This is a genomic window from Micromonospora sp. NPDC048842, from assembly GCF_040649935.1.
GTDB classification, from domain to species: domain Bacteria; phylum Actinomycetota; class Actinomycetes; order Mycobacteriales; family Micromonosporaceae; genus Micromonospora; species Micromonospora hortensis.
In genome coordinates this window covers 128,349-154,088 of sequence record NZ_JBEZGK010000005.1, presented here as the reverse complement: position 1 = coordinate 154,088, position 25,740 = coordinate 128,349, and the positions used below count along the sequence as shown (strand labels likewise).

The window sequence follows — 25,740 nt, the reverse complement described above, 5'->3', positions numbered from 1 at the left end:
TCCCACGAGGTAAGGAGTCCTGGATGGACATTCGATTCCCCCGTCCGTCGCTGACGCTGGGGGTGGTCACGGTGATCGTCGCCGCGACCGCCGCCGTCGTCGTGACCGGCGCTGGCGCGGCGTCGGCGGCGAGCGTGACCTTCACGCCGGTCGCCGACACCTACGTCCAGAGCGACACGGCTGCCACCAACTACGGCACGTCCACGCAGGTGGTGGTCGACAACTCGCCAGTGCGGCGCTCGTTCCTGCGCTTCACGGTGAGCGGTGTGAGCGGCACGGTGACCGGCGCCAAGCTGCGACTGCGCACGATCAGCGGCAACAGCGGCAGCGACGCCGGTGGCACGTTCCGCCGGATGTCCAACACCACCTGGTCGGAGACCGGCACCACCTGGAACAACCAGCCGACCATCGACGGGGCCACGCTCGGCACGATCGGCGCGGTCAGCGGCAACAGCTGGTACGAGGTCGACGTCACGGCCGCCGTCACCGGCAACGGCACGTACAGCTTCGGTGCCACCTCGACCAGCGGTGACGGCGCCTACTACGACACCCGAGAGAGTGGCGCTGACGCTCCGCAGCTGGTGGTCACCACCGGGAGCACCACGCCGCCTCCGTCGGGCGACCCGGTGTTCGTCGGTGCAGGGGACATCGCCGACTCGGGCTCCGGCGACAGCGCCACCGCGACGCTGCTCGACAGCATCCCGGGAACTGTCTTCACCACCGGCGACAACGTCTACGACAGCGGGACGGCGTCGCAGTTCAACAGCTACTACGAGCCCACCTGGGGTCGGCACAAGTCCCGCACCCGCCCGTCGCCGGGCAACCACGACTACAACACGTCGGGCGCGACCGGCTACTACAACTACTTCGGTACGTCGGCCGGCCCGAGCGGTCGCGGCTACTACTCGTTCGACCTCGGCAACTGGCACGTCGTGTCGCTGAACTCGAACATCAGCATGTCGGCCGGATCGACGCAGGAGCAGTGGCTGCGCGCGGACCTGGCCGCCAGCAGCAAGCCGTGCACCATCGCGTACTGGCACCACCCGCTGTTCACGTCCAGCTCCAACCACGCGCCGTCGACGTCGACGCGTCCGCTGTACCAGGCCCTCTACGACTACAACGCAGACGTCGTGGTCTGGGGGCACAACCACGTGTACGAGCGGTTCGCCCCGATGAACCCGGCCGGTGGCGCCGATTCCAGCCGGGGTCTGCGCAGCTTCGTCGCGGGGATGGGCGGCGCCGGCCACTACGGCTTCGGCACCATCCAGCCCAACAGCGAGGCGCGTAACAGCTCAGCCTGGGGCGTCCTGAAGTTCACACTGCACTCCAACAGCTACGACTGGCAGTTCGTGCCAGTAGCCGGCCAAACCTACGCAGACACCGGCACCAACACCTGCCACTGACGGACGCGTGCCCCCTGTCCGCGAGGCGGGCAGGGGGCACGTGCGTACCGGCCGAGCGTCAGCGGGCGGTGCCGGCGCGACGCTTGTTGTAGACGTCGAAGGCGACCGCCACGAGCAGGACGAGACCCTTCACCACCGACTGGGTCGACTGGTCGATGCCCATGAGCTGCATGCCGTTGCTCATCACCGCCATGATCAGACCACCGACCATCGCGCCCACCACCGTGCCGACGCCACCGGTGACCGCCGCGCCGCCGATGAAGGCCGCGGCGATCGCGTCCAACTCGAACATGTTGCCGGCGGCGGGCTGGGCGCCGTTCGACCGCGACGAGTAGATGACGCCGGCCACCGCCGCCAGGAAGCCCATGTTGACGAACATCCAGAAGTTGACGGTGCGGACCTTCACCCCGGACAGCGCCGCCGCCGACAGGTTGCCGCCGATGGCGTAGACCTGGCGACCGAAGACGGTACGCCGGGTGAGCAGGCCATAGACCAGCACCAGGACCGCCAGGATGATCAGCACGATCGGCAGCCCTCGGGCGTGCGCCAGCTGCCAGGCGAAGTACATGAGGACCGCGCCAACCAGCACGACCCGGGCGACGAACAGCGGGAACGACTCGACGGGCTGCTGGTAGCGGATCCGCGCCACCCGGGTGCGGAAGCCACTGACCGCGTAGCCGGCCACGGCGACAGCGCCGATCAGCAACGTGAAGGCGTCGAAGCCCTGCCCACCGAGCAGGCCGTTGAGGAAGCCCGCCGCGACCTGCTGGTACTCGGACGGGAACGGCGACAGCGAGATGTTGTCGAGCACCCGCAGGGTCAGACCCCGGAACAGCAGCATGCCGGCCAGGGTCACGATGAACGCCGGAATGCCGGCGTACGCCACCCAGAACCCGTGCCACGCGCCGACCGCGACGCCGACGACCAGCGCGGCCACGACGCCGATCCACCAGGGGTGACCCTGCTGGATCACCAGGACGGCGGAGACCGCTCCGGTGAGCGCGACGACCGATCCGACCGACAGGTCGATGTGCCCGCCGATGATCAGGATGACCATCCCGATCGCGAGGACCAGGATGTACGAGTACTGGAGGACGATGTTGGTGATGTTGCCGGGGCTCAGCAACACCCCGTCGGTCAGGACCGCGAAGAGCGCGACGATGACGACCAGGGCGACGTAGATCCCGCTCTGCCGCAGGTTGTTCAACACCAGCGCCCGAAGGTCGCTCGTCCCGCTGTGCAGGGCGGCGGTGGGCGTGCTGTCCGGGGGCGTGGGGCGCTCCGTCGAAGGGGTCTTGATGCTGGTCATCCGACGAGCTCCTTGTCCTTGGTCATCAGCTCCATGAGGCTCTCCTGAGTCGCCTCGGCCACCGGCATCTCGCCGGTGATCCGGCCGGCGGCGAGGGTGTAGATGCGGTCGCACATGCCGAGCAGCTCCGGCAGCTCGGAGGAGATGACGATCACCGCCTTACCGGCGGCCACCAGGCGGTTGATGATCGTGTAGATCTCGTACTTGGCGCCGACGTCGATCCCGCGGGTGGGCTCGTCGAGGATCAGCACGTCCGGGTCGGTGAACAGCCACTTCGACAGCACGACCTTCTGCTGGTTGCCGCCGGAGAGCTTGCCGACCACCGCCATGACGCTCGGCGTGCGGATGTTCATCTCCTTGCGGCTGGCCTCGGCAACCTTGATCTCCTCGTTGCCGTTCACCCAGCCCAGGCGGGACAGCCGGTCCAACGCGGCGGCGGACACGTTGCGCCGCACGTCGTCGATGAGGTTGAGGCCGTAGCGCTTGCGGTCCTCGGTGACGTAGGCGATGCCGTTGTCGATCGCCTCGGCGACGGTGCGCGCCTGCACCTCCCGCCCGTGGACGAAGAGTCGGCCCCGGATGTCGCGCCCGTAGGACCGACCGAACACGCTCATGGCCAGCTCGGTCCGCCCGGCCCCCATGAGGCCCGCGATGCCGACGACCTCACCGGCGCGTACGGACAGCCCGACGCCCTCGACGACCATCCGGTCCTGGACCGGGTGCCGCACCGTCCAGTCCTCGATGCGCAGGACCTCGTCACCGGGGGACGACTCGCGGTCGGGGTAGAAGCTGTCCAGGTCGCGCCCGACCATGCCCCGGATGATCCGCTGCTGGGTCACCTCGTCGGACCTCATGTCGAGGGTCTCCACGGCGCGCCCGTCGCGGATGACTGTGGTCGAGTCGGCGATGGCGGTGATCTCGTTGAGCTTGTGCGAGATCATGATGCAGGTGATGCCCTGCTCCTTGAGGGCCCGCAACAGGTCGAGCAGGTGCGCCGAGTCGATGTCGTTGAGCGCGGCGGTGGGCTCGTCCAGGATGAGCAGGCGCACCTTCTTCGACAGCGCCTTGGCGATCTCCACGAGCTGCTGCTTGCCGACGCCGAGCTGGATGACCGGGGTGACCGGGTTCTCGTGCAGCCCGACGGACGCCAGCAGCTTCGCCGCTTCGGCGTTGGCGAAGTTCCAGTCGATGAGCCCGCTGCGGCCGCGCCGCTCGTTGCCGAGGAAGATGTTCTCCGCGATCGACAGGTACGGCACCAGGGCGAGCTCCTGGTGGATGATGACGATGCCGTTGGCCTCGCTGTCGCGGATGCCACGGAACTGCATCGGCTTGCCGTCGAAGAGGATCTCGCCGTCGTACGAGCCGGACGGGTAGACGCCGGACAGCACCTTCATCAGGGTGGACTTGCCGGCGCCGTTCTCACCACAGATGGCGTGGATCTCGCCGCGGCGCACTGCGAGGGTGACGTCCTCCAGCGCGGTCACGCCGGGGAAGGTCTTGGTGATGCGACGCATCTCGAGGATGGTGTCGTCCATTGTCACTGTCCTCCGTCAGGTCTGGACGGGTACACGCCCAGGCGTCGGGCCCGGCGGGTGACCGCCGGGCCCGACGAGTGGCTTACTTCTTGGCCTGACCGGCGGCGACCTCGTCCGCCGTCCAGTAGCCGGAGTCGATCAGCGTCGCCTTGATGTCGTCCTTGTAGACGGTAGCGATCGGCAGCAGGTACGCCGGGACGACCTTGACGCCGTTGTTGTACGTCTGGGTGTCGTTGGCCTGCGGCTGCTTCTTCTGCAGGAACGCCTCGGCCGCGTTCACGGCCTGCTCGGCCAGCAGCCGGGTGTCCTTGAAGACCGTGGAGCTCTGCACGCCGTCGTTGATCAGCTTGATCGAGGCGATCTCAGCGTCCTGGCCGGTCACCACGGGGAGCTTCTTCGCGCCCTTGCCGTAGCCGGCGTTCTGCAGGGCCGTGATGATGCCGCGGGAGATGCCGTCGTACGGCGAGAGCACCCCGTCGACCTTCGAGCCGTCGTTGTAGCTGGAGGTGAGCAGGTTCTCCATCCGCTTCTGCGCGGTCTCCTGCTGCCACCGCAGGATGGCTACCTGCTCGGGGGTGGTCTGCTTGGACTTGACGACCAGCGTGCCGTTCTCGATGAACGGCTTCAGCGTGTCCATCGCGCCACCGAAGAAGTACTGGGTGTTGTTGTCGTCCAGCGACCCGGCGAAGAGCTCGACGTTCAGCGGCCCCTTGGCCGTGCCCTTCGAGCCGTCCTTGTTCAGCAGGCCGAGACCGACGAGCAGCGCGGTGCCCTGGGCGACGCCAACCTTGTAGTTGTCGAAGCTGACGTAGAAGTCGACGTCCTTGCTGCCACGGATCAGTCGGTCGTAGGAGATGACCGGGATCTTCGCGGCGGCGGCGGCCTGCAGCTGGCTGCTGAGCGCGGTGCCGTCGATCGCCGCGAGGACCAGAACATCGGCACCCTGGGTGATCATCTGATCGACCTGCTGCGACTGCGTGGGGATGTCGTCGCCGGCGTACTGGAGGTCGACCTTGTAGCCCTTGGCCTCAAGCTTCGACTTCACCGCGTTGCCGTCGGCGATCCACCGCTCCGAGGTCTGGGTCGGCATCGAGACACCGATGGTCAGATCGCTCGGCTTCTCGTCGCCGGACTTCTCACCGCTGCCCGCACCCCCGCCGCTGCACGCCGCCAAACTCAGCGCGAGTGCCGCGCCGCCGAGAGCAACCAGGAATTTCCTGCCCACGGGCTTCTCCTCTCTGGACTCCCCCGCCGACTGCCGGGGCCAAGTGTCATCTTTCGGGTAGTGTTAGCGCTCACATAGACTGCGTCAACACCAGATCCGAAATACCGGTGTCACGGTCTCGTAACGGAGCATCCAGGCGAGCGTAGCCATGTGACCGATCCGCCGGAAGGGCAGGACGCGGCAACTCAGCGTGGTCGTCCGCAGCACTCTACAGACCGATGCCCGCGGACGACATCTGTCGTCCGCGGGCACTGGCACTACCGTCGGATCAGGTGGGTCGCCGCGACCTCGGCGGTCGGCGGTCCCGGTCGACTACCGCTGCGACCACCGCTGGTTCGCCGCCGCGGTGCAGGTCCAGAGGATCACCGTGGTGCCGTTGGCAGTGGCGTTGGCGTTGACGTCCAGGCAGAGCCCCGACTGCACGTTGCTGATCGTGCCGTTGGCGTTGACAGTCCATTGCTGGTTGGTCCCGCCGTTGCAGTCCCAGATCTGCACCTTGGCGCCGGCTGCGGCGTTCGGCGGCGCGTCCAGGCACTTGCCCAGGGCCTGCAGGGTCTGACCGTTGCTGGTCCAGCGCTGGTTGGCGGCGCCGTTGCAGTCCCAGATGACCGGCTGCGTGCCGTTGGTCGTGCTGCTGTTCGGCACGTCGAGGCAGCGGCCGGAGGCGGCGCTGGCGTACGCGCTCGACGTGGTCGGCGGCGGCGTCGTCGGAGGAGTCGTTCCGCCACCGCTGACCCGGTACACCACGGTGCCGTGCGCGGGGACGCTGGCGCTGATGGTACCGCTGCTGGTGCTGGTGCCACCGGTCCACGCGTCCACCAGGGTGAACGACGAGCCGGACTTGCCGATGGCCGCGGCCGTGGTCGAGATCGTGGTCGTCGAGCCGCCCTGGTTGAACAGGGCGACGGCGACGTCACCGTTGGCGAGCCGCTTGGCCAGCACCCGACGCGTGCCGTCGAACGACACCTGCGCCCCCTGCAACCCGAGCGAGTCCTGGTTGATCGCGATCAGGTTGGCGTTTTTGAGGATTGTCTGCGTCGCGGCGTTCATGTTCCGCACGTCGTTGCCGGCGATCAGCGGAGACGCCATGATCGCCCACATGGCGAAGTGGCTGCGCATCTCCGTGTCATTCATGCCGCCCCGGCCGACCTCCATCATGTCGGGGTCGTTGAACCCGCCCGGCCTCGCGTACGACGCCAGCGGAACCGTCACGTTGATGATGTTCTGGATGCCCATCGGGTAGCCGTTGCTCTGGCCGGTGTCCCACGCGTTGGTGATGTCCTCGGTGGTTCGCCACATGTTCGCCACGTCGCCCCAGTTGCGCTGCGGGCCGGTCTTGGCGTGGATGCTGTTGGAGTTGATGCTGTAGACGATCGGTCGGCCGGTGGCGGCCAGTGCGTCACGCATCTTGGCGAAGGTGGCCACCTGGTCGTTGATGCTGCCCTCCGGCGAGCACCAGTCGTACTTGAGGAAGTCGACACCCCAGGCGGCGAACTGGCGCGCGTCCTGCACCTCGTGGCCGCGGCTGCCGGTCGCGCCGGGGTAGGCGCCGAAGTACTGCGCGCAGGTCTTGTCGACCGGCACCTGGTAGAGGCCGAACTTCAGGTTGCGGGCGTGCAGGTAGTCGCCGAGCGCCTTCATCCCGCTGGGGAACCGGCTGGGGTCGCCCTGGATGTTGCCGGAGCTGTCCCGGTTGGGGTTGAACCAGCAGTCGTCGACCACTACGTAGTTGTAGCCCAGGTCCCGCATGCCGCTGCTGACGATCGCATCCGCCGTCTGCCGGATCAGCGCCTCGTTGATGTTGCAGCCGAACGAGTTCCACGAGTTCCAACCCATGGGGGGAGTGCGCGCCACGCCGTTGTCCAGTGCCTGCGCCGTCGGGGCGCGAAGGCCGACCAGGGCACCGGCGAGCAGAATTCCTGCCGCCAGTGCGCTCCCCCAGCGACGACCTCGGGTATTGCGGTTCATCGAGCCTCCTTGTCGGTGACGCCCGCCCGTGTTTACGATCGCTGGTCGGTACGCCGATAGTTGGACGCCAATTTTTGTTAGCGTTAACAGAGACGCCCATCATGTTACGGCGACATTTCACGAGGTTCAATACCTTCACCGCGTCGCATCGCTCGACATCGATTGGCTACGCTCAGCAACCCATCGAGTCGCGTCTTATTCGGCGACGAAGCCGAAAACGGGCGCGCGCTGGCGCGACCCCCGCGCGTGCACCGCTGGGCGGCGGCGGCAGCGGGACCGCTCCCCGCACTACGCTGGGGCGACCTCAGGTTGGTCCGACCGTCAGTGACGAGGTGGAGCGACGCTCTCGCGGGCGACCAGAGCCGGGGCGATTGTCTGCCGCAGCGCCTCACCGGTGCCCGACTCGATCTGGGACAGCAGCATCTGCAGGCTCGCTCGCGCCACCGCGTCGAAGTCCGGTCGGACGGTGGTCAGCGGCGGAATGAAGTACGCCGCCTCCGGTACGTCGTCGAAGCCGACCACACTGATCTCGTGCGGCACCCGTCGACCGAACTCGTGCAGCGCCCGCAGCACGCCCAGCGCGAGATGGTCGTTGGCGGTGAAGACGGCGGTGACCTCCGGCATCCGAGCCAACATCTGCCCGCACCGGTAACCCGACGCCGCGGACCAGTCCCCCGGCATCGGCGGCGGCGGATCCAGCCCGGCGGCCAGCAAAGCCTGCCGCCAGCCGTCGATCCGACCCACGCTGTCGAACCAGTCGGTCGGCCCGGAGACGTGCCAGACGGTGCGGTGCCCGGCGTCGAGCAGATGCTGCGTCGCCGCCCGGGCACCCGCCACCTGGTCGACAGTCACCAGCGGCACCGGCCGGCTCGGGTCACCGTCGACAGTGACCAGCGGGACGTCCTTGGGCAGGCGCTCCAGCGCCTCACCGGCCGACTCGACCGGGGCGATGACCACGATGCCGGCGACCCGGTGCGACAGGTGCCGCTCGACGGCCGCCGAGATGGAGCGGTGGTCCAGGTTTCGGACGCTGCCGACGCTGACCGCGAAGCCCTCTTCGGCGGCAGTCTGCTCGAGGGCGGCCAGCAGTGATGCCGGACCGTAGAGCGTCGTGTTCTGCGCGACCACACCGATGACCTGTGACCGACCGGTCACCAGGGCGCGTGCCGCGCCGTTGGGACGGTAGCCGAGTTCGGCGATCGCCGCGCGTACCCGAAGCCGGGTCTGCTCACGGACGTTGGGGTGCCCGTTGAGCACCCGCGACACCGTCTGATGGGAGACACCGGCGAGACGAGCAACGTCCGTCATCGCGGGACCGTGGACGGCCATTTCACTCCCCCCGCTACATCTCCGGCCCGCGGCCCGTCGACGTCGACTGGAGCGGCCCGGCCCGATCCCCCTCGCTCAGTCACCACGCCGGTGCTGAATCCCAGGTGACCAGCGCTGGATCGCCGACAGTCTACGCCAGCAACGGCCCCGAACACGGCACGCCTGTGCGGGGACCGCTTGAGGCGCCGAAGCCGTACAACGCGGTGCCCGTTGGAAGCCCCCAACCAGCTGGCACGGGACGCGGTCCGGATGTGGTGGTGCGCCGGCCTGCCCTCGCTCCTGGACAGAGCGTGGAACAGGCCGGCGAGGACCTGACGCGGTGGCGCGGACTTCACATGCCGCCAGGGCTGCGTCGCCAGCGCCACCGCTTAGATCGATCGTCGTGTGACCGGTGTCACGGAGTGGTCAGGTCGAAGCGCCGCACGGTGACCGCGCCACCGAGCGCCTGCGTCGCGTGGTTGAAGATGGCGAATCGGTACCCCATGAAGAACTGCCAGTTGTTCGCCAGCGTCAGGGCGTTGCCGAACGAGGTGAAGTTGACCCCGTCGGTGCTGTACGAGAAACGGGCCTGTCGGCCTGAGCCGGGTCTGATGTCGGCGTTGGCGCGCAACCAGATCCGGCCACCGGAGACGGCGGTGCTCGCCACCTCGCTGCCGGTGCTGGTGGTGTTCCAACTGCCGTCCATCGTCAGCCCGTTCTGCATGACCAGTCGGGTGGACCCGTTGTCCCGTCGGACTCCGATCCAGGCCGACGAGTTGCGCAGCACCGCCAGGCCGGTGCGATCACCGTCGCGCATGGTGGAGTAGTCCAACTCGATCGTCGCTGTCGAGGTGGGGCCCTGGATGCGGTGGGTCAGCGTGTTACGCGCCTTGTACAGGTCGCCGGTGACGGTGGCGGTCTGGAGGTTCAGCCCGTTGTTGACCGACCACTTGCTGTTGTCCGGGTTGTGGTTCCACTCCCACTGCGGGCCGAGCGTGGTGCCGGCGAACGTGTCGCTGCCGGTGAGCGGCTTGACCGCCCGGGGCGGCGCGGGCAGGTTCGGCTTCGGGTACGAGCTGCCCCACGTGCCGTTGACCGTCTGCAGCACGGGCCAGCCGTCGCCGGTCCAGGTGATCGGGGCCATGGCCGGCATCCGACCACCGGGGTACGCGTCGACGAAGGACATGTAGTACCAGTCGCCGTTCTGGGTCTGCACCAGCCCACCCTGGTGCGGCACACCGCCACCGGAGATCGGACCGGGCAGGTTGAGCAGCACCTGCCGCTGCTCGTACGGTCCGAACGGGCCGTTCGTCGACTTCAACACGTACTGGCCGTTGGCCGGGCGGGTGAGCCAGATGTAGTAGGCGCCGTTGCGCTTGTAGAAGCGGGCGCCCTCCAGCGTCCCGATGCTCGACGGCGTCTGGTACACCTGCTGGGCACGGACCTGGGACTTCCCGTCCGCGGACAGCTGCGCCACGCTGATGGTGCCGTTGCCGTACGCCACGTACATGGTGTCGTTGTCGTCGACCAGCATCCCCGCGTCGTAGTAGCAGTTGGGGATGGTGGCGTGCTTGCTCCAGGTGCCGTCGACGGCGGACGCGGTGTAGATGTGGGTCTGCGCGAAGTCGATGCACCCGGCCCAGTAGTACGTCCGGTTGCTCGGCCGGTAGTTCAGCGTCGACGCCCAGATGCCGTCGACGTAGGCGTTACCACCACTCATGTCGTACTTCGAGCCGAAGTCGAGCTTGGGTACGGAGTGCCCGGCGAACTCCCAGTTGACCAGGTCGTACGAGCGCAGGACCGGCGCGCCAGGCGAGTAGTGCATGGTGGACGCCGACATGTAGTAGGCGTTGTCCACCCGGATGATGTCGACGTCGGCGAAGTCCTGCCAGACCACGGGGTTCGGGTACGACGTGCCGGGGGTGCCCGGGTTCCCGCTGCCCACCTGGACGAGTTGCCACTGCTGGTTGGTGCCACCCCAGTCGGCGTACTGCACCACGTTCCCACCGTCAGCCGTGGACGCGCCCTGCACCTCCACCGCCTTGTTGCTGTTGCGGTTGATCAACCGAACATAACCACCGTCAGAGTCAGCCAACCGGAACTGCTGATTCGTCCCGTTCAGATCAGCCCACTGCACGATCGCCCCACCGTCAGCGGTCGAGAACCCACTGACGTCGAGCACCTTGCCCGAATGCCGCGACTTGATCCGGTAGTAACCACCCCCGGAATCCACGAACTGCCACTGCTGATTGACCCCGTTGTTACGCGTCCACTGACTGATCCGCGCCCCATCGTTCGTAGCCGAGGCATACAGATCCAACGCCTTACCACTGTTGCGATTCACCAGCACATAGGAGGCGTTGGTGTCGACAGTCGCCGCTGACGCGGCGGTCGGCGCGACAGCCGCCAGAGCGCCGCCGACCACCACCGCTACCGCGGCGGCGACGAGTCGCGACAGCCGACCACGCCCCCGCGCTGGTGTTGTCCAGGGAACCCGACCGATGGCAACCATGATCCTCCTCTGACGATGCGTTCCGAACGGCCCGGGTCGTCATCCGCGGCACTGGGCGGTGTGCCGAGCTGGCCTGATCGCAGAATGTGATCGCTAACATCACTCACCGTGGTCCACGGTCTTGATCTACGGAGCACGGGGAGAGAGATGATCGCGGCCGGGCCAGCCACAGACATCGACCGTCTTGGTTATAGACTGTGAGCGATAACACGGCCTTAGTCAAGACGTAACCCAATCAGCTCGCGGACGTGCTAACGGATACGCGAACGGGTGGTCCGCCCCTGCCCGAGGGATGTCAGGCAGGGACGGACCACCCGTCCGAGGTGCGGCCGAGCCGCGCGAATCAGAAGCCGCGGGCCAGCCGGTAGTAGGCCTGGTTCCAGCGCAGCTCGTCGGCGAAGCGGCGGGGCTCCGTGGCGGCGTCGATGACGACGAGCTCGGTACGGCTCATCTCCGCCAGGTCGTGCAGCTCCTCCACGCCCACCGCCTGCGACAGCACTGTGTGGTGCGGGGCGCCCGCGGTGATCCATGCCTCGGCCGAGACCGGCAGGTCGGGGCGCGGACGCCAGACGGCACGGGCGACCGGCAACCGGCGCAGCGGCTGCGGCGGCGCCACCACGTCGATCTCGTTGGCCACCAGCCGGAAACGCTCCCCCATGTCGGACAACCCGAGCACCACTGCCGGACCGGGTGCGGCGTCGAACACCAGCCGGACCGGGTCCTCCCGGCCACCGATGCTCAGCGGATGGATCTCCACGTTGGGCACGTCGGAGGCGATCGTCGGGCAGACCTCCAGCATGTGGGCGCCGAGCACCAACTCGTTGCCCGGGGTGAGGTCGTAGGTGTAGTCCTCCATGAACGACGTGCCGCCGCTCACGCCCACCGACATCGCCTTGAGGGTGCGGACCAGGACCGAGGTCTTCCAGTCGCCCTCACCGCCGAAGCCGTAGCCGTCCGCCATCAACCGCTGCACGGCGATGCCCGGCAGCTGACGCAGCCCCCCGAGGTCCTCGAAGTTCGTCGTGAACGCCCGGAACCCGCCCGCGTCCAGGAAGGCACGCATGCCCAACTCCACCCGCGCGGCGTACCGCAGCGAGTCGTGCTGCTCGCCGCCGGGCAGCAGCTCGCCGACGATGCGGTAGGTGTCCTCGTATTCCTTGACCAGGTCGTCCACCTGCGCGTCGGTGACCTCGCCGACCACCTCGACCAGGTCATTGACGCCGTAGGTGTTGACCGAGACCCCGAACCGCAGCTCGGCCTCGACCTTGTCGCCCTCGGTAACCGCGACGTCGCGCATGTTGTCACCGAAGCGGGCCAGGCGCAGCGACCGCATCGCCGACCAACCCAGCGCGGCACGGGCCCATGCCCCGATCCGAGTGGTCACCCGCGGATCGCTGACGTGTCCGGCCACCGTCTTACGGGCCACACCGAGACGCGTCTGGATGTACCCGAACTCACGGTCGCCGTGGGCGGCCTGGTTCAGGTTCATGAAGTCCATGTCGATGTCGTTCCACGGCAGCAGAACGTTGGCCTGGGTGTGCAGGTGCAGCAGCGGCGTCTGCAACGCGTCCAGACCGGAGATCCACATCTTGGCCGGCGAGAACGTGTGCATCCAGGCGATGACCCCGACGGCACCCTGAGCGGCCGCGTCCCGGCAGACCTGCAGAATCTCACCGCTGTTGGTCAGGACGGGCTTCCAGACCACGCGGGCGGGAATCTGCGGCGAGTCGTCGAGCGCTGCCGCGATCTGGCGAGACTGCTCGGCCACCTGGCGGAGCGTCTCCTCGCCGTACATGCCTTGGCTGCCGGTGAGGAACCAGATCTCGGGTTCGGTGTGTGGTGCCATGGAGTTGCCTTCCGCGAGAGGGGCGGTCACTTGTAACGGATTCCGATGAGGCGCTGGAGGAGGATGAACGCGAAGAGCAGACCACCAATCACGATCTTGGTCCACCAGGAGTTGAGGCTCCCGTCGAAGGTGATGAGAGTCTGGATCACGCCGAGGACCAGCACGCCGAGCACCGTGCCGAAGACGTAACCCGCGCCACCGGTGAGCACAGTGCCACCGATGACGACGGCGGCGATGACGTCCAGCTCCATCCCCACGGCGATCAGCGGCGCGCCGGAGAGGGTGTAGAACGACAGCAGGATCCCGCCGATGGCCGAGCACAGACCACTGATCGTGTAGACGGCGATCCGGGTCCGCCCCACGGGCAGGCCCATCAGCAGCGCCGACTGCGGGTTGCCGCCGATGGCGTACACGTTGCGTCCCAGCCGGGTGTAGGCCAGCGTGTACGCGGCGATGACGACCACCACGAAGGCGATCAACACGCTGATCGACACGAAGTTGCCCCGGGGATCCCCGATCCGCTCCTGCGACATCGAGGTCCAGAAACCGTCGGTGATCGGGATCGACGCGCCGGAGATGAAGGTGCACATGCCCCGGGCGAAGAACATCCCGGCGAGCGTGACGATGAACGGCTGGATCTCGAAGAAGTGGATGACGCAGCCCATCAACAGGCCGAGCGTCGGACCGATGAGAAGGGCGATGACCAGCACCAGCGCCGCCGGCATGCCGTCCTGCAGCAGCGCGGCCGACACCATCGCCGTCATCGCGACGACCGAACCGACCGACAGGTCGATGCCACCGGTGAGGATCACGAAGGTCATACCCACCGCGACGACGAGCAGGAAGCCGTTGTCGATGAAGACGTTGAAGATGACCTGGACGTTCGAGAACGCCGTGTACTGCGAGACACCGATGGCGTACATCACCAGCAGCAGAGCGAGCGTCGCCAGGACCGGTATCTGCTTCCTCGGCAGCCGGAACCGGGTACGACCGGCGGTAAGCGTTCCAGTGGTCATGCCGGCACCTGCTCCTTCGGCTTGTCGGCGATGGTGGCGGGCGGCGGGACGTTGCGCCTACGTCGGCTGAACCGGGCCCGGAAGGCCGGCGCCTGGATGAGGCAGACGGCGATGACGACGACCGCCTTGAACAGCAGCGAGGTCTGCGGTGAGATGTCCATGGCGTACACAGTGGTGGTCAGGGTCTGGATGATCAGCGCGCCGATGATCGTGCCACTCAGGAAGAACCGGCCGCCCGCGAGGGACGTACCGCCGATGACGACCGCGAGGATCGCGTCCAGCTCGACCCAGAGGCCGGCGGCGTTGCCGTCGGCGCTGGAGACGTTGGCCGTCATCATGAAACCGGCGACCGCGGCGCACGCGGCGCTGATCACGTACGCCAGGAAGATGACCCGACCGGACCGGATGCCGGCGAGCCGGCTGGCCATGGCGTTGCCGCCCACCGACTCGATGATCATGCCGAGTGCGGTGCGACGGGTGAACGCGGCGACCAGCAGGGCTGCGGCGAGCGCGATGAAGATGGCAAGCGGCAGGGTCAACGCGTGGCCCAGGCCGATCGCCCGGTACGGCTCGGAGTTGATGGTGATGATCTGACCCTCGGTGATCAGCTGGGCGAGACCCCGGCCGGCGACCATCAGGATCAGGGTGGCGATGATCGGTTGGATCCCGATCACGGCCACCAGCACCCCGTTCCAGGCACCGAGCACGAGCGAGACGCCCATCGCCATCGCAAGGGCGGTCACCACCACGCCGACGCTGTTCTGGTCGGGCTGCTTGCTGATGTACATGCAGGCGATCGCGCCGCTGATCGCACAGAGCGAGCCCACCGACAGGTCGATGCCGCCGGTGGAGATGACCAGGGTCATGCCCAGCGCGACGAGGATCAGCGGTGCGCTCAGCCGCAGGATGTCGATCGGCGTGCCGTACAGGTGCCCGTCCTTGAGCTCGATGGACAGGAACCCGGGCCGGTAGATCGTGTTAGCGGCGAGCATGACGAACAGCACGGCGGCGGGCCAGAACAGCCGGTGACCGATCATCGTCCGATAGCGGCTCATGGTGTCGTTCATCGGTCTGCCTCCTCCCGGTGGGATCCGCTGGCGATGGTCTGCATGATGCGGTCGGCGTCCAGGCTCTCGTCGTTGGCGAGCTGCGCGACCATCTGCCGGTCCCGCATGACGGCCACCTTGTGGCTGAGGCGCAGCACCTCCTCCAGCTCGGCGGAGATGAACAGCACCGCCATGCCCCCGTCGGACAGCTGCGTCACGAGCTTCTGGATCTCGGTCTTCGCCCCGATGTCGATGCCCCGGGTCGGCTCGTCGAGGATCAGCAGTCGCGGCTCGGTGATCAGCCACCGCGCCAGCAGCACCTTCTGCTGGTTACCGCCGGAGAGGTTGCGTACCGGCACCTCCGGGTCGGCGGGCCGGATGTTGAGGGCCTTGACGTACTTGTCGACCAGCTCGTCCTGACGGCGACGCGGAATCGGCCGCAGCCAGCCGCGGGCCGCCTGCATCGCGAGGATCATGTTCTCGCGGACCGACAGGTCCGCGACGATCCCCTCGGCCCGGCGGTTCTCCGAACAGAAGCCCACGCCGTGGTCGATGGCCTGCGCGGGGGTGCGCAGGCTGCTCGCCGTGCCGTCGATCGCGACCTGGCCGCCGTCGGTCCGGTCAGCGCCGAACAGCAACCGCGCGACCTCGGTACGCCCCGAGCCCAGCAGGCCGGCCAGGCCCACCACCTCGCCGGCGTGGATGGTGAGGCTGAACGGCTCGACCGCACCCGCCCGACCGAAGTTCGACACCGCCACCAGGGGGGTGCCCTCCTCCAGCGCGGCCAGGTCCCGCCGGGAGTGCTCCTCGATGCCCTCCAGGACGTCGAGCTCCTTGCCGATCATCTTCTCGACCAGGGAGAGCTGGGGCAGCTCGGTGGTGAGGTACTCGCCGACGAGCCCGCCGTTGCGCAGCACCGTGATCCGGTCGGCGATCTCGTAGACCTGGTCGAGGAAGTGGGTCACGAACAGGATCGCGATGCCCTCGTCGCGCAGTTGCCGCATGATGCGGAACAGTTGCGCCACCTCGCCGGCGTCGAGGCTGGACGTCGGCTCGTCCAGGATCAGCACCCGGGCCTTGATGTCGATGGCGCGGGCGATGGCGACCATCTGCTGGATCGCGAGCGAGTACGAGCCGAGTGGCGCACTGACGTCGAGGTCGAGGTCGAGGCGGGCCAGCAGGGCTCGGGCGCGGCGCCGAACCTCACCCCAGCGGACGGCGCCGAAGACCCGAGGCTCACGGCCGATGAAGATGTTCTCCGCCACCGAGAGGTTGGTGCAGAGGTTGACCTCCTGGAAAACGGTGCTCACGCCGGCGGCGGTCGCCTGCATCGGCCCGGTGAACGACACGGGCTCGCCGTCGAGGGTGATCGAGCCCCCATCGGTGTCGTAGACGCCGGTGAGCACCTTGATGAGGGTGGACTTGCCGGCGCCGTTCTCGCCCATCAGGGCGTGCACCTCGCCGGGGAAGAGCCGGAAGTTGACGTCGTGGAGTGCGCGCACCCCGGGGAAGGACTTGCTGATCCCGGTCATCGTCAGGACCGGACGGCTATCCGTCATCCCATCAGACCTCTTCTGGGTCGTCGACACGGAAGGGCCGCTACGCTCCCGCCACGCCCGCCCGGTCGTCCCTGGGAGGGCCGCTCGGGCGGGCGTGGTACGGGGTCGTCGCGGGCCAAGCCCGGTCCGTTTCGGGTAGGAAGGCGACGCGGCGGGGCCGCCACGCGAACGCGGCGACCCCGTCGTCGATCAGTACTTACGGTTGGGCAGAGCTTCCTTGGCCTGCTCGGTCGTGAAGGTGGTCTCCTCGGTCTCGATCCGAGGCGGCACCTCCTCGCCCGCGTGGACCTTCTTGGCCAGGTCCATCAGCTGCGGGCCGAGCAGCGGGCTGCACTCCGCGATGAAGTTGAACTTCCCGTCGGCGAGAGCCTGCATGCCGTCCTTGACAGCGTCGACAGTGATGATGGTGATGTCCTTGCCGGGCACCTTGCCGGCGGCGTTGATCGCCTCGAGCGCGCCCAGACCCATGTCGTCGTTGTGCGCGAACAACACGTCGATCTTCTTGTTGGCCTTGAGGAACTGCTCCATGACCTGCTTGCCGCCGGCCCGGGTGAAGTCACCCGGCTGGGAAGCGATGATCTTCAGGTTCGGGTTGGCGGCGATCGCCTCACCGAAGCCCTTCTTGCGATCGTTCGCCGGCGCCGCACCGGTGTTGCCCTGCAGCTCGACGATGTTCACCGGGCCCGAGGCGGTCTTCTTCTGCTCGACCAGCCACTCACCGGCGAGCCGGCCCTCCTTGACGAAGTCCGAGCCGAGGAAGGTCTTGTACAGCGTCTTGTCGGCCGAGTCCACCGAGCGGTCGGTCAGGATGACCGGGATGTCGGCGTCCTTGGCCTCCTTGAGCACGGTGTCCCACCCGGACTCCACCACCGGCGAGAAGGCGATCACGTCGACCTTCTGCTGGATGTAGTTGCGGATCGCCTTGATCTGGTTTTCCTGCTTCTGCTGGGCGTCGTCGAACTTCAGCTCGACACCCGCCGCAGCCGCGGACTCCTTGATCGAGGTGGTGTTCGCGGTACGCCACCCGCTCTCCGCACCGACCTGCGAGAAGCCCATCGTGATCTTGCCGTCGTCCTTGGTGCCGCCGCCGCCCGTGTCGCTATTGCCGCAGGCCGCCACGCCGCCGACCAGCAGCACGCTGGCGAGGACCGCGGCAGCGCGCCACGGAGCGGACTGCGTTCGCATCTTTCCCATCGAATCTCCTTGGCTGGATGTGGTGGGTAACCGCGCCAACCGCCGAGGTGCGAAAGAGCGGCGTACGCGGGTGGTGCGTGCTGGTGCGTCGTGGTGCAGACCGACGGGCCCTGGATGATCGGTGCAGGGTCAGGAACCCACCGGTGCGACTGGTTGTTGGCCGTAGACGTTCTGGTAGCGGTCGTAGAGCGAGTCGATGTCGGCCTGTGCCATCGGGACCGGTTGCCCGAGGGTGTGGGCCAGGTGCGCGGTGCGGGCCACGTCCTCGCACATGACGGCCGCCTTGACCGCCGCGCGGGCGTCGCGACCGATGGTGAAGACGCCGTGGTTGCGCATCAGCACCGCGGGCGAGCGGTGCCCGGCGAGCGTGGCGACGATGCCCTTGCCGATGTCGTCACCGCCGATCAGCGCGAACGGGCCGATCGGGATCTCCCCACCGAACTCGTCGGCCTGGGCGGTGAGGTGGCAGGGAATCGACTCCCCACACGCGGCCCAGGCGGTCGCGTACGAGCTGTGCGTGTGCACGACCCCACCGACCTCGGGCATGGCCCGGTAGACGTAGGCGTGGGCCGCGGTGTCGCTGGACGGGGCGAAGTCGCCCTCGACGAGAACGCCGTCGAGGTCGCACACCACCATCGTGGCCGCGGTGAGGTCGTCGTAGCTCACCCCACTCGGCTTGATCACCATCAGGTCCTGGCCGGGGACCCGCGCGGAGACGTTGCCGGACGTCCAGGCGACCAGGTTGTACCGGGTCAGCTCGGCGTGCAGGCGGGCGACGGTCTCGCGCAGCTCGGCGACCTGTCGGGTCACCTCGGCGTTCACGCCACCACCTCCAGCGGGGCCTCGTGGGTGGTGACGGCGGTCTCTACGGCCGCGTTGCGGATCGCCCGCAGGCGGAGCATGACGTCGTTGCCGCCACGACCGAAGTGGTCGTGCAGCGCCCGGTACTCGGCGTAGAGGGCGTCGTAGGCGCGGGCCCGCTCGGGGTCCGGACGGTAGACGGCCTCGTGCACCCGACCCATCGCCTGCGACGCCTCGTGGATCGAGGGGAACTCACCGGCGGCGACGGCGGCGTGGATCGCCGAGCCCAGCGCCGGCCCCTGCGCCGAGGCGATGATGTTCAGCGGTCGCCTGGTCACGTCGGCGTAGATCTGCATCAGCAACGCGTTGTTGGTCAGACCACCGGCGATCACCAGGTCGTTCACCGGGACCCCGGCGTCGACGAACGCCTCGATGATCATCCGGGTGCCGTACGCGGTGGACTCCAGCAGGGCCCGGTAGATGTCCGCTGGCCGGGTGGCCAGGGTCATGCCGACGATCATCCCGCTGAGGTCGTGGTTGACCAGCAGGGAACGGTTGCCGTTCCACCAGTCCAACGCGATCAGGCCGTGCGCGCCGACGGGCTGACTCGCGGCCAGCTCGGTGAGGCGCTCGTGCGAGTCGACACCGGCCGGAGCGGCGTGGTCGACGAACCAGCCGAAGATGTCGCCGACGCCGCTCTGCCCGGCCTCGTAACCCCAGGCGCCGGGGCTGATGCCGCCGTCCACCACACCGCACATGCCGGCCACCTCGGCGACCTCCGCGCCGTTGACGACATGGCAGGTCGAGGTGCCCATGATGGCGACCAGCCGACCGGGCTGCACCGCCTGCGCGGACGCCGCGGTGACGTGCGCGTCGACGTTGCCGACGGCCACCGCGATCCCCTCCGGCAGACCGGTCCAGGCGGCGGCCTGGGCGGTGAGCGCGCCGGCCCGGGCCCCGAGGGGCAGCAACGGGCCGTCCAGCTTGGCCACGAAGTCGCCGAAGTTGGGGTTGAGCGCGGTCAGGAAGCCCTCGGAGGGGTAGTGACCGTCCTGCAGGATGCCCTTGTACCCGGCAGTGCAGACGTTGCGGGTCTCGGTGCCGCAGAGCTGCCAGACGATCCAGTCGGCCGCCTCGATGAAGCGCTCGGCCCGGTCGTAGACCTCCGGATCCTCCTCCAGGATCTGCAGGCCCTTGGCGTACTGCCACTCGGCGGAGATCTTGCCGCCGTACCGGCCGATCCACGGCTCGGCCCGCTCATGGGCCAGCGCGTTGATCCGGTCGGCGTGCGGCTGCGCGGCGTGGTGCTTCCACAGCTTGACCCAGGCGTGCGGTCGGTCGCGCAGCTCGGGCGTCTCGCACAGCGGGGTGCCGTCGGCGAGCGTCGGCAGCACGGTGCAGGCGGTGAAGTCGATGCCGATGCCGACCACCGCCGCCGGGTCCACCCCCGCGGCGGACACCGCCGCCGGGACGGCGTACCGCAGAACGTCGCGGTAGTCCTGCGGGTTCTGCAGGGCCCAGTCCGGGGGAAGCGTTCGACCTCCCGGAAGCGCCGTGCTGATCACGCCATCGCCGTACTCGTGCACCGCGGTCCCCAACTCGGCACCATCGCCGACACGGACCACCAGAGCTCGCCCGGACAGGGTGCCGTAGTCGACACCGACGACGTAGCGGTCGTCAGCTCCGTCCACACGGTTCATGTTCACCTCCACCGTTAACGGGGATAGTGTTAACGCTCACATCCAGGCTCGTCAAGACATCTACCCGCAACAGCTCCGTAACGGAACGCGGAAGGCGGACCGACTTGGGAGGGTAGATAGCGGACCGGTCCAAACCTGGATATTCCCCCCTCAACTGCCGCAGCCATCCGACGAATGGGGCCCGCGTCCGGTACGACCGCCACCCGGAGACCCGCCATCAGGCGACGCGACAGGTCTAGTGCGCCGCATATTGCGGCATCGCCGTCCGATAGCGACCAGTTGTTCCCCCGTCGATGATGGCAGCGATAACATTCCCGGGTTGCAGCGGTCGCGTGCTCGGATCCGCCCGACAGCCATAGACGACCATGCGGGCTCATGGCTGAGCGCTCCGGAGGGCGATCCACCCGACGCGAAGCCGGACGGCGGCCCTGTGTTATCGATAACATTCAACGTCTTGGTGTGCCCGCGTCACCCGGTCGGCCCGCACGCCCAACGGCGCGTCGGGCGACCCCTGAAGCAAGATCCACTCGCGCTCCTTGACGTCGCGGGGTCCCCGGCGGCGTGATCGGGCGACTTCACGAAAGCCGAGTCGATCACGCACTCGCGCCGGCAATCCGCCGCCCTTTCACGCACTCGCCCCGCCGGCCCCACGACGCCTGACCACGCACTCGCGCCGCCGGCCCCACGACGCCGGACCACGCACTCGCGCCGCCGACCCTCCGGTCCCACGACGCCACGAGCCGGCGGCCCGACCCCCTGTGGGCCGAGTCGCCGGCTCTTTCTTGCGTTGGCAGGACCGAGCGCGCCGGTCGGATCAGGCCGTCCGGTTGCGGTTGTACAGGGCCTTGGCCCACAGGAAGCAGCCCACTGTGATGACGGCACACCAGGCGACCGCGATGATCCCGTTGGCGCCGATCCCGGTGCCCAGGAGCAGGCCGCGGAGGGTCTCCATGACGGGCGTGAAGGGCTGGTAGTCAGCGAACAACCGCACGGCGGTCGGCATCGAGTCGGTGGGGACGAACCCACTGCCGAGGAACGGCAGGAGGATCAGCGGCATGGGCAGGTTGCTGGCCGTCTCGACACTGTCACTGACCAGACCGAGGGCGACGGACAGCCAGGTCAGCGCAAAGGTGATCATGGCGAGCACGCCGATCGCCGCGAGCCACTCGACCGCGTTGGCAGTGGGCCGGAACCCGACCAGCAGCGCCACGACGGTGACGGCCGCGAGGCTGAGCATGGTCTGCACCAGGCTGCCCAGTACGTGACCCGTCAGGACCGACGGTCGGAAGATCGACATCGTGCGGAACCGGGCGATGATCCCCTCGGTCATGTCCATCGCGACCGAGATGGCGGTGCCCTGCGCGGCGCTGACCACTGTGATGAGCAGGATGCCGGGGGTGACGTAGTTGGCGTACTGGGAGCGGTCGCCGGACGGGCCGAGACCGGCGCCGAGCGTGCCGCCGAAGACGTAGACGAAGAGCAGCAGGATGATGATCGGGATGCCGATGAGCAGGAACGTCATCGACGGGTACCGCCGCATGTGCAGCAGGTTTCGCCGCAACATGGTGCTCGAGTCGCGGACGGCGAGGGAGAGGGTGCTCATCGCGCGGGAGCCCTTTCGTGGTCGGGTCGGCTGGCCCGGGTGTCGGGCTGACCGGTGAGGGTGAGGAAGACGTCGTCGAGGTCGGGGGTGTGCACGGAGAGCCCCGCCACGCTGATCGAGGCGCGGTCGAGCTGGTCGAGCAGAGATCGCAGCGACCCGACCCCGCCGTCACTCGGCACCTGGAGGGTGAGCGCCGCGTCGTCCCGGGTGGCGGCCTCGAACGTCCGGGCCGCCACGTCGAGCCCTTCCTGGTCGGCGAACTGCAACACGACGTGGCCGCCCGGGATGAGCCGCTTGAGTTCGCGCGGCGTGCCCTCGGCGATCAGCCGGCCGTGGTCGAGGAACGCCACCCGGTCGGCGAGCTGATCGGCCTCCTCCAGGTACTGCGTGGTGAGCAGGATGGTCACGCCCTCGGCGGCGAGCGCGCGGATGATGTGCCACATGGCCCGGCGGCTGCGCGGGTCGAGGCCGGTGGTCGGCTCGTCGAGGAAGATGACGCGGGGCTCGCCGACCAGGGTCATCGCGAGATCGAGCCGGCGGCGCATGCCGCCGGAGTACGTGGACACCGGTTTGCCCGCCGCCTCGGTCAGGTCGAACTGGTCGAGCAGGTCGGCGATGCGCCGCCGACCGGCGGCCCTGTCCAGGTGGCACAGGTCGGCCATCAGGGTCAGGTTCTCCCGGCCGGTGAGCAGGTTGTCGACGGCGGAGAACTGGCCGGTGACGCCGATCAGCGCGCGTACCGCGTCGGGTTCGCGGGTCAGGTCGTGGCCGAAGACGCGGGCGTTACCGCCGTCGGCGTCGATCAGGGTGGAGAGGATCTGCACTGTGGTGGTCTTGCCGGCGCCGTTCGGACCGAGCAACGCGAAGATGGTGCCCTCGGTGATCATCAGGTCGATGCCGTCCAGCACGACCTTGTCTCCGTAGGACTTGCGCAGGTCGGTGGCGACGATCGCGGGGTTCATGGAGCTGGTCATGGTCTCCTCATTTGTGGTCGCCGGGGCGGTGGGTCAGGCGCGGCGGATCATGATGTCGCCGTAGGAGGTGTTCGCCCGGACCTCGACCGTCTCGTCGGTCTGCGCCGGGCTGTCGGTCGACTCCAGCGCGTTGTGCACGCGGCCGTGCTTGGAACTGACGTCGAGCCAGGCGGCGGTCCCGCGACGGATGCCGACCTCGATCGCGCCGTAGGAGGTCTGTACGTCGACCGCGCCGCGGGTGACAGCGCCCAGCCGGAGGTTGCCGTAGGCGGTGCGCGCCGTCACCGAGGCCTGCGAAGCGTCCACTGTGATGTCGCCGTAGGCAGTGTTGATCCGGACGTCGCCACCGCTGTGACCGATCCAGCAGTCGCCGGACGAGTTCTTGATCTCGGCGGTGCCGTCGACAGCACCGATGCGCACCTTGCCGGATGATGCCTTCACCCGGGCGGGGCCCAGCACACGCTCGACCGCGACCTCGCCGTGGCTACTGTCGATCTCCAACGGCCCGGTCTCGTCGAGTCGGATGCCGCTGCCGGTCTTGATCCGACACTCGCCGAGCCGACCCTCGCAGCGGAACGCCGCCCACGCCGCCTCGGCGTACACCCGTGACCCGGTCGGCACCTCGATCTGGACGTCGACCGACGGACCGGGGCCGAACCCGTAACGGCGCCAGCTCTTCGGCACCCGGATCACCAGTCGCCCGGCGGCGAACTCGACGGTGCTCTGTTCGGCGGCGCTCACGTCGGCCTTGCTCGACGGGTCTCGGGGCCGCACCGTCACCACTGTGTCGGTGCGGTCGCTCGCGGCGATCCAGGCGTCGCCGATCGGCAGCTCGATCTGGACGGAAATCGGTTCTGGCGTCTCGAAAACAGGCATGGTGGTCTCCCGAGATGTGATCGGCGGAGGTCACCGCTGGTCAGCGGCGTGGTGGTGGGAGGGGTACGGGGAGTTAGCGGGCCCAGCCAGTGAAGTGCTGGCCGGAGGTCGGCTCCACCCGGCGGGGTGGACGACGCTGTGTGTCGCCCGCCCCGATGGCACCGGCGACGGCGCGCACAAGCCAGGCGTTGACCGAGAGCCCGGCGCGGCCGGCGGCGTCCTCGACGCTGGCCTTCAGGTGGTCGGGGAGCCGCAGGTTGATCCGCGAGGTGCCGCCCTCGTCACCGTCGGGCGCGGACACCGGCGCCGACAGCGGTGGCGGGCCACCGGGCTCGCTCGCCACCTCGACCGGCGGGCTGGCCGGCGTCACCACGAAGTCGGGCTCGCGCCCGCGCAACCGGACGTGCACCGAACCCGGTGCGAGGTCGCGGGTGATCTCGTCGGCCGCGTCGGACAGCGCTTCGAGCAACGTGAGACGGGTGGCCGCCTCCAACTGCGCGAAGAGTCGTTCGGCAAGCGCCCGGCCCTCCGGGTCCACGCCCTCCGCGGCCACGGCGAACTCGTTACGCAGGTTCTCGACGTATGACCTCAGCTCCATGGCACCATCATGGCACCATTTTGGCTCAGAGTGCAACCTTCATGGCTCAAAAGATGCCGCCACCTGGCTCCGCTGCGGGTCACCTGGCTCTCAGAGGTCCCCGAAAAGCCTCCTGACCAGGTGATTCGCGTCCTCCTGAAGCAACCCGGAGGCGACCAGGAGGTCACTGACGGTCGTCCGGACCTGTGCCACCACCACTGCACCCGAGAAGCCAACGCCGTCCCGATAGGCGTGCCCGGCCGTCCGGACCGCCCGCAGCGCCTGCTCCCGGGCCCGGTTCGGCTCGGCGCCGGCGGCGAACTGCCGCTCGAGCAGGCGGACCGCCTCGGCGAGATCGGCCACCGCCGTCGGCAACGACTCCGGCACCGGCTCGCCGTCCTCGATGAGCGTCACCGACCGTCGGATCAGGGTGCCGCTGTTGCGCATCGCCCGGTCGATCGGCTCCGCCGCCTGCGCGTAGCGGCCCACCGGCCCGTGCCGTTGATGCCAGTACACCGGCGACAGGGTGCTCGCCTCCCGGGCGCCCTGGGTCGCCTCGACGAATGCCTTCAACCGCCCCGCGCTCTGCCGCAGCTCACCCCGAGCGGCACGGGCCCGAGCGGCATCCCGCTCGGTCAGCGCCTCGGCGGTGGCGTCGAGCTGGGTCGCGAGGAGATCCAACGCCGGCCGCGCGGCTCGGTTGAGCACGCGCAGCGGGTTCAGCGGCAGCAATACGGCGGTGACCAGCAGCGCCACCCCTCCCCCGACGAGCGCGTCCACGAACCGGGGGATCTCCAGATCCCGGACGGCCGGGCTGAGCGTGGCGATGAGCACCGCCGTCGCTCCGGCCTGGACCACCACCGCCGCGCTACCCGCGAGGAAGAGCGCGACGACGATCGCCAGCGTGACGATCAGGGCGAGCTGCCACCACCCGGTGCCGATCACCAGGAGGAGCAGGTCGCCGATCAGCACTCCGACGGTGACACCGATGATCAGCTCGACGGTGCGACGCAACCGCTGGCCGACCGACGCGGCGAGCGTCGAGACGGCGGAGATCGGCGCGAAGACAGGCTGCGACACCTGCAGCAGCGAATGCGCCACGAACCAGGACAGCCCCGCGGCCAGGCCGGCCTGGAGGGCGAGCCCGCCGATGGTTCGTACCCGACGGACCCGGTCGCGCAACGCGGCCACCAAGCGGTCCCACCACCGGTCGACGGTCGACGGGCCCGCGTCCGCTCCGCGCCGACCGGCAGCGACCATGGCGGCACCTACCCCGCCACGACCGGAT

The 25,740-nt window shown here is 68.5% G+C and carries 19 protein-coding genes; 1 reads left to right on the top strand and 18 read right to left on the bottom strand.

The window, feature by feature from the left end; translation table 11 throughout:
* Positions 1-23: 23 nt before the first annotated feature.
* Positions 24-1,403: a DNRLRE domain-containing protein gene (locus tag AB0C19_RS09530; protein WP_357181990.1), complete on the top strand. Its 1,380-nt coding sequence runs from the start codon at positions 24-26 to the stop codon at positions 1,401-1,403.
* Between the two features lie 58 nt (positions 1,404-1,461).
* On the opposite strand, the gene mmsB is transcribed toward AB0C19_RS09530, so the two are convergent.
* The 18 genes from mmsB to AB0C19_RS09440 all read right to left on the bottom strand — a co-directional run bounded on the left by mmsB (position 1,462) and on the right by AB0C19_RS09440 (position 25,712).
* Positions 1,462-2,712 (bottom strand): multiple monosaccharide ABC transporter permease, encoded by a 1,251-nt coding sequence (gene mmsB, locus AB0C19_RS09525; RefSeq protein ID WP_238686374.1) that lies wholly within the window; start codon positions 2,710-2,712, stop codon positions 1,462-1,464.
* Complete coding sequence (mmsA, locus tag AB0C19_RS09520) at positions 2,709-4,247, bottom strand: multiple monosaccharide ABC transporter ATP-binding protein (RefSeq protein ID WP_112585361.1); 1,539 nt, start codon at positions 4,245-4,247, stop codon at positions 2,709-2,711. The genes mmsB and mmsA overlap by 4 nt, the downstream gene beginning before the upstream one ends.
* 82 nt (positions 4,248-4,329) lie before the next feature.
* Complete coding sequence (gene chvE / locus AB0C19_RS09515) at positions 4,330-5,472, bottom strand: multiple monosaccharide ABC transporter substrate-binding protein (RefSeq protein WP_112624825.1); 1,143 nt, start codon at positions 5,470-5,472, stop codon at positions 4,330-4,332.
* 312 nt (positions 5,473-5,784) lie between these two features.
* On the bottom strand, positions 5,785-7,440 hold the full coding sequence (locus AB0C19_RS09510; protein ID WP_357181984.1) for a ricin-type beta-trefoil lectin domain protein: 1,656 nt from the start codon (positions 7,438-7,440) through the stop codon (positions 5,785-5,787).
* 321 nt (positions 7,441-7,761) lie between these two features.
* Positions 7,762-8,748 carry a LacI family DNA-binding transcriptional regulator gene (locus AB0C19_RS09505; protein ID WP_357181981.1) on the bottom strand — a complete coding sequence of 329 codons (987 nt, stop codon included), beginning with the start codon at positions 8,746-8,748 and terminating at the stop codon, positions 7,762-7,764.
* A 415-nt stretch (positions 8,749-9,163) separates the two neighbouring features.
* On the bottom strand, positions 9,164-11,260 hold the full coding sequence (locus AB0C19_RS09500) for an RICIN domain-containing protein (protein WP_357181978.1): 2,097 nt from the start codon (positions 11,258-11,260) through the stop codon (positions 9,164-9,166).
* Positions 11,261-11,603: 343 nt separating this feature from the next.
* A complete protein-coding gene (gene araA / locus AB0C19_RS09495; RefSeq protein ID WP_091401160.1) occupies positions 11,604-13,106 on the bottom strand; it encodes an L-arabinose isomerase in 1,503 nt (500 codons plus the stop codon).
* Positions 13,107-13,132: 26 nt separating this feature from the next.
* Positions 13,133-14,122, bottom strand: coding sequence for a galactofuranose ABC transporter, permease protein YjfF (gene yjfF, locus AB0C19_RS09490; protein WP_357181975.1), 990 nt, complete (start codon positions 14,120-14,122; stop codon positions 13,133-13,135).
* Positions 14,119-15,189 (bottom strand): ABC transporter permease, encoded by a 1,071-nt coding sequence (locus AB0C19_RS09485; protein ID WP_357181972.1) that lies wholly within the window; start codon positions 15,187-15,189, stop codon positions 14,119-14,121. The genes yjfF and AB0C19_RS09485 overlap by 4 nt, the downstream gene beginning before the upstream one ends.
* Positions 15,186-16,727 carry a sugar ABC transporter ATP-binding protein gene (locus tag AB0C19_RS09480; RefSeq protein ID WP_357181969.1) on the bottom strand — a complete coding sequence of 514 codons (1,542 nt, stop codon included), beginning with the start codon at positions 16,725-16,727 and terminating at the stop codon, positions 15,186-15,188. Before AB0C19_RS09480 ends, AB0C19_RS09485 begins: the two co-directional genes overlap by 4 nt.
* 189 nt (positions 16,728-16,916) lie before the next feature.
* Positions 16,917-17,912, bottom strand: a complete 996-nt coding sequence (locus tag AB0C19_RS09475; protein ID WP_357182404.1) for an ABC transporter substrate-binding protein — start codon at positions 17,910-17,912, stop codon at positions 16,917-16,919.
* A 138-nt stretch (positions 17,913-18,050) separates the two neighbouring features.
* The gene (locus AB0C19_RS09470; protein ID WP_357181966.1) at positions 18,051-18,743 is read right to left on the bottom strand and encodes an L-ribulose-5-phosphate 4-epimerase; all 693 of its coding nucleotides are present in this window, start codon (positions 18,741-18,743) and stop codon (positions 18,051-18,053) included.
* Positions 18,740-20,422 (bottom strand): ribulokinase, encoded by a 1,683-nt coding sequence (gene araB / locus AB0C19_RS09465; RefSeq protein WP_357181963.1) that lies wholly within the window; start codon positions 20,420-20,422, stop codon positions 18,740-18,742. The genes AB0C19_RS09470 and araB overlap by 4 nt, the downstream gene beginning before the upstream one ends.
* 814 nt (positions 20,423-21,236) lie before the next feature.
* Positions 21,237-22,025: an ABC transporter permease gene (locus tag AB0C19_RS09460; protein ID WP_357181960.1), complete on the bottom strand. Its 789-nt coding sequence runs from the start codon at positions 22,023-22,025 to the stop codon at positions 21,237-21,239.
* The gene (locus tag AB0C19_RS09455; RefSeq protein WP_357181957.1) at positions 22,022-22,999 is read right to left on the bottom strand and encodes an ATP-binding cassette domain-containing protein; all 978 of its coding nucleotides are present in this window, start codon (positions 22,997-22,999) and stop codon (positions 22,022-22,024) included. Before AB0C19_RS09455 ends, AB0C19_RS09460 begins: the two co-directional genes overlap by 4 nt.
* Before the next feature lie 33 nt (positions 23,000-23,032).
* On the bottom strand, positions 23,033-23,875 hold the full coding sequence (locus AB0C19_RS09450; RefSeq protein ID WP_357181954.1) for a DUF4097 family beta strand repeat-containing protein: 843 nt from the start codon (positions 23,873-23,875) through the stop codon (positions 23,033-23,035).
* A 73-nt stretch (positions 23,876-23,948) separates the two neighbouring features.
* Positions 23,949-24,473, bottom strand: coding sequence for a hypothetical protein (locus AB0C19_RS09445; protein ID WP_357181951.1), 525 nt, complete (start codon positions 24,471-24,473; stop codon positions 23,949-23,951).
* Positions 24,474-24,563: 90 nt separating this feature from the next.
* On the bottom strand, positions 24,564-25,712 hold the full coding sequence (locus tag AB0C19_RS09440) for an FUSC family protein (RefSeq protein WP_357181948.1): 1,149 nt from the start codon (positions 25,710-25,712) through the stop codon (positions 24,564-24,566).
* Between the last annotated feature and the right edge of the window lie 28 nt (positions 25,713-25,740).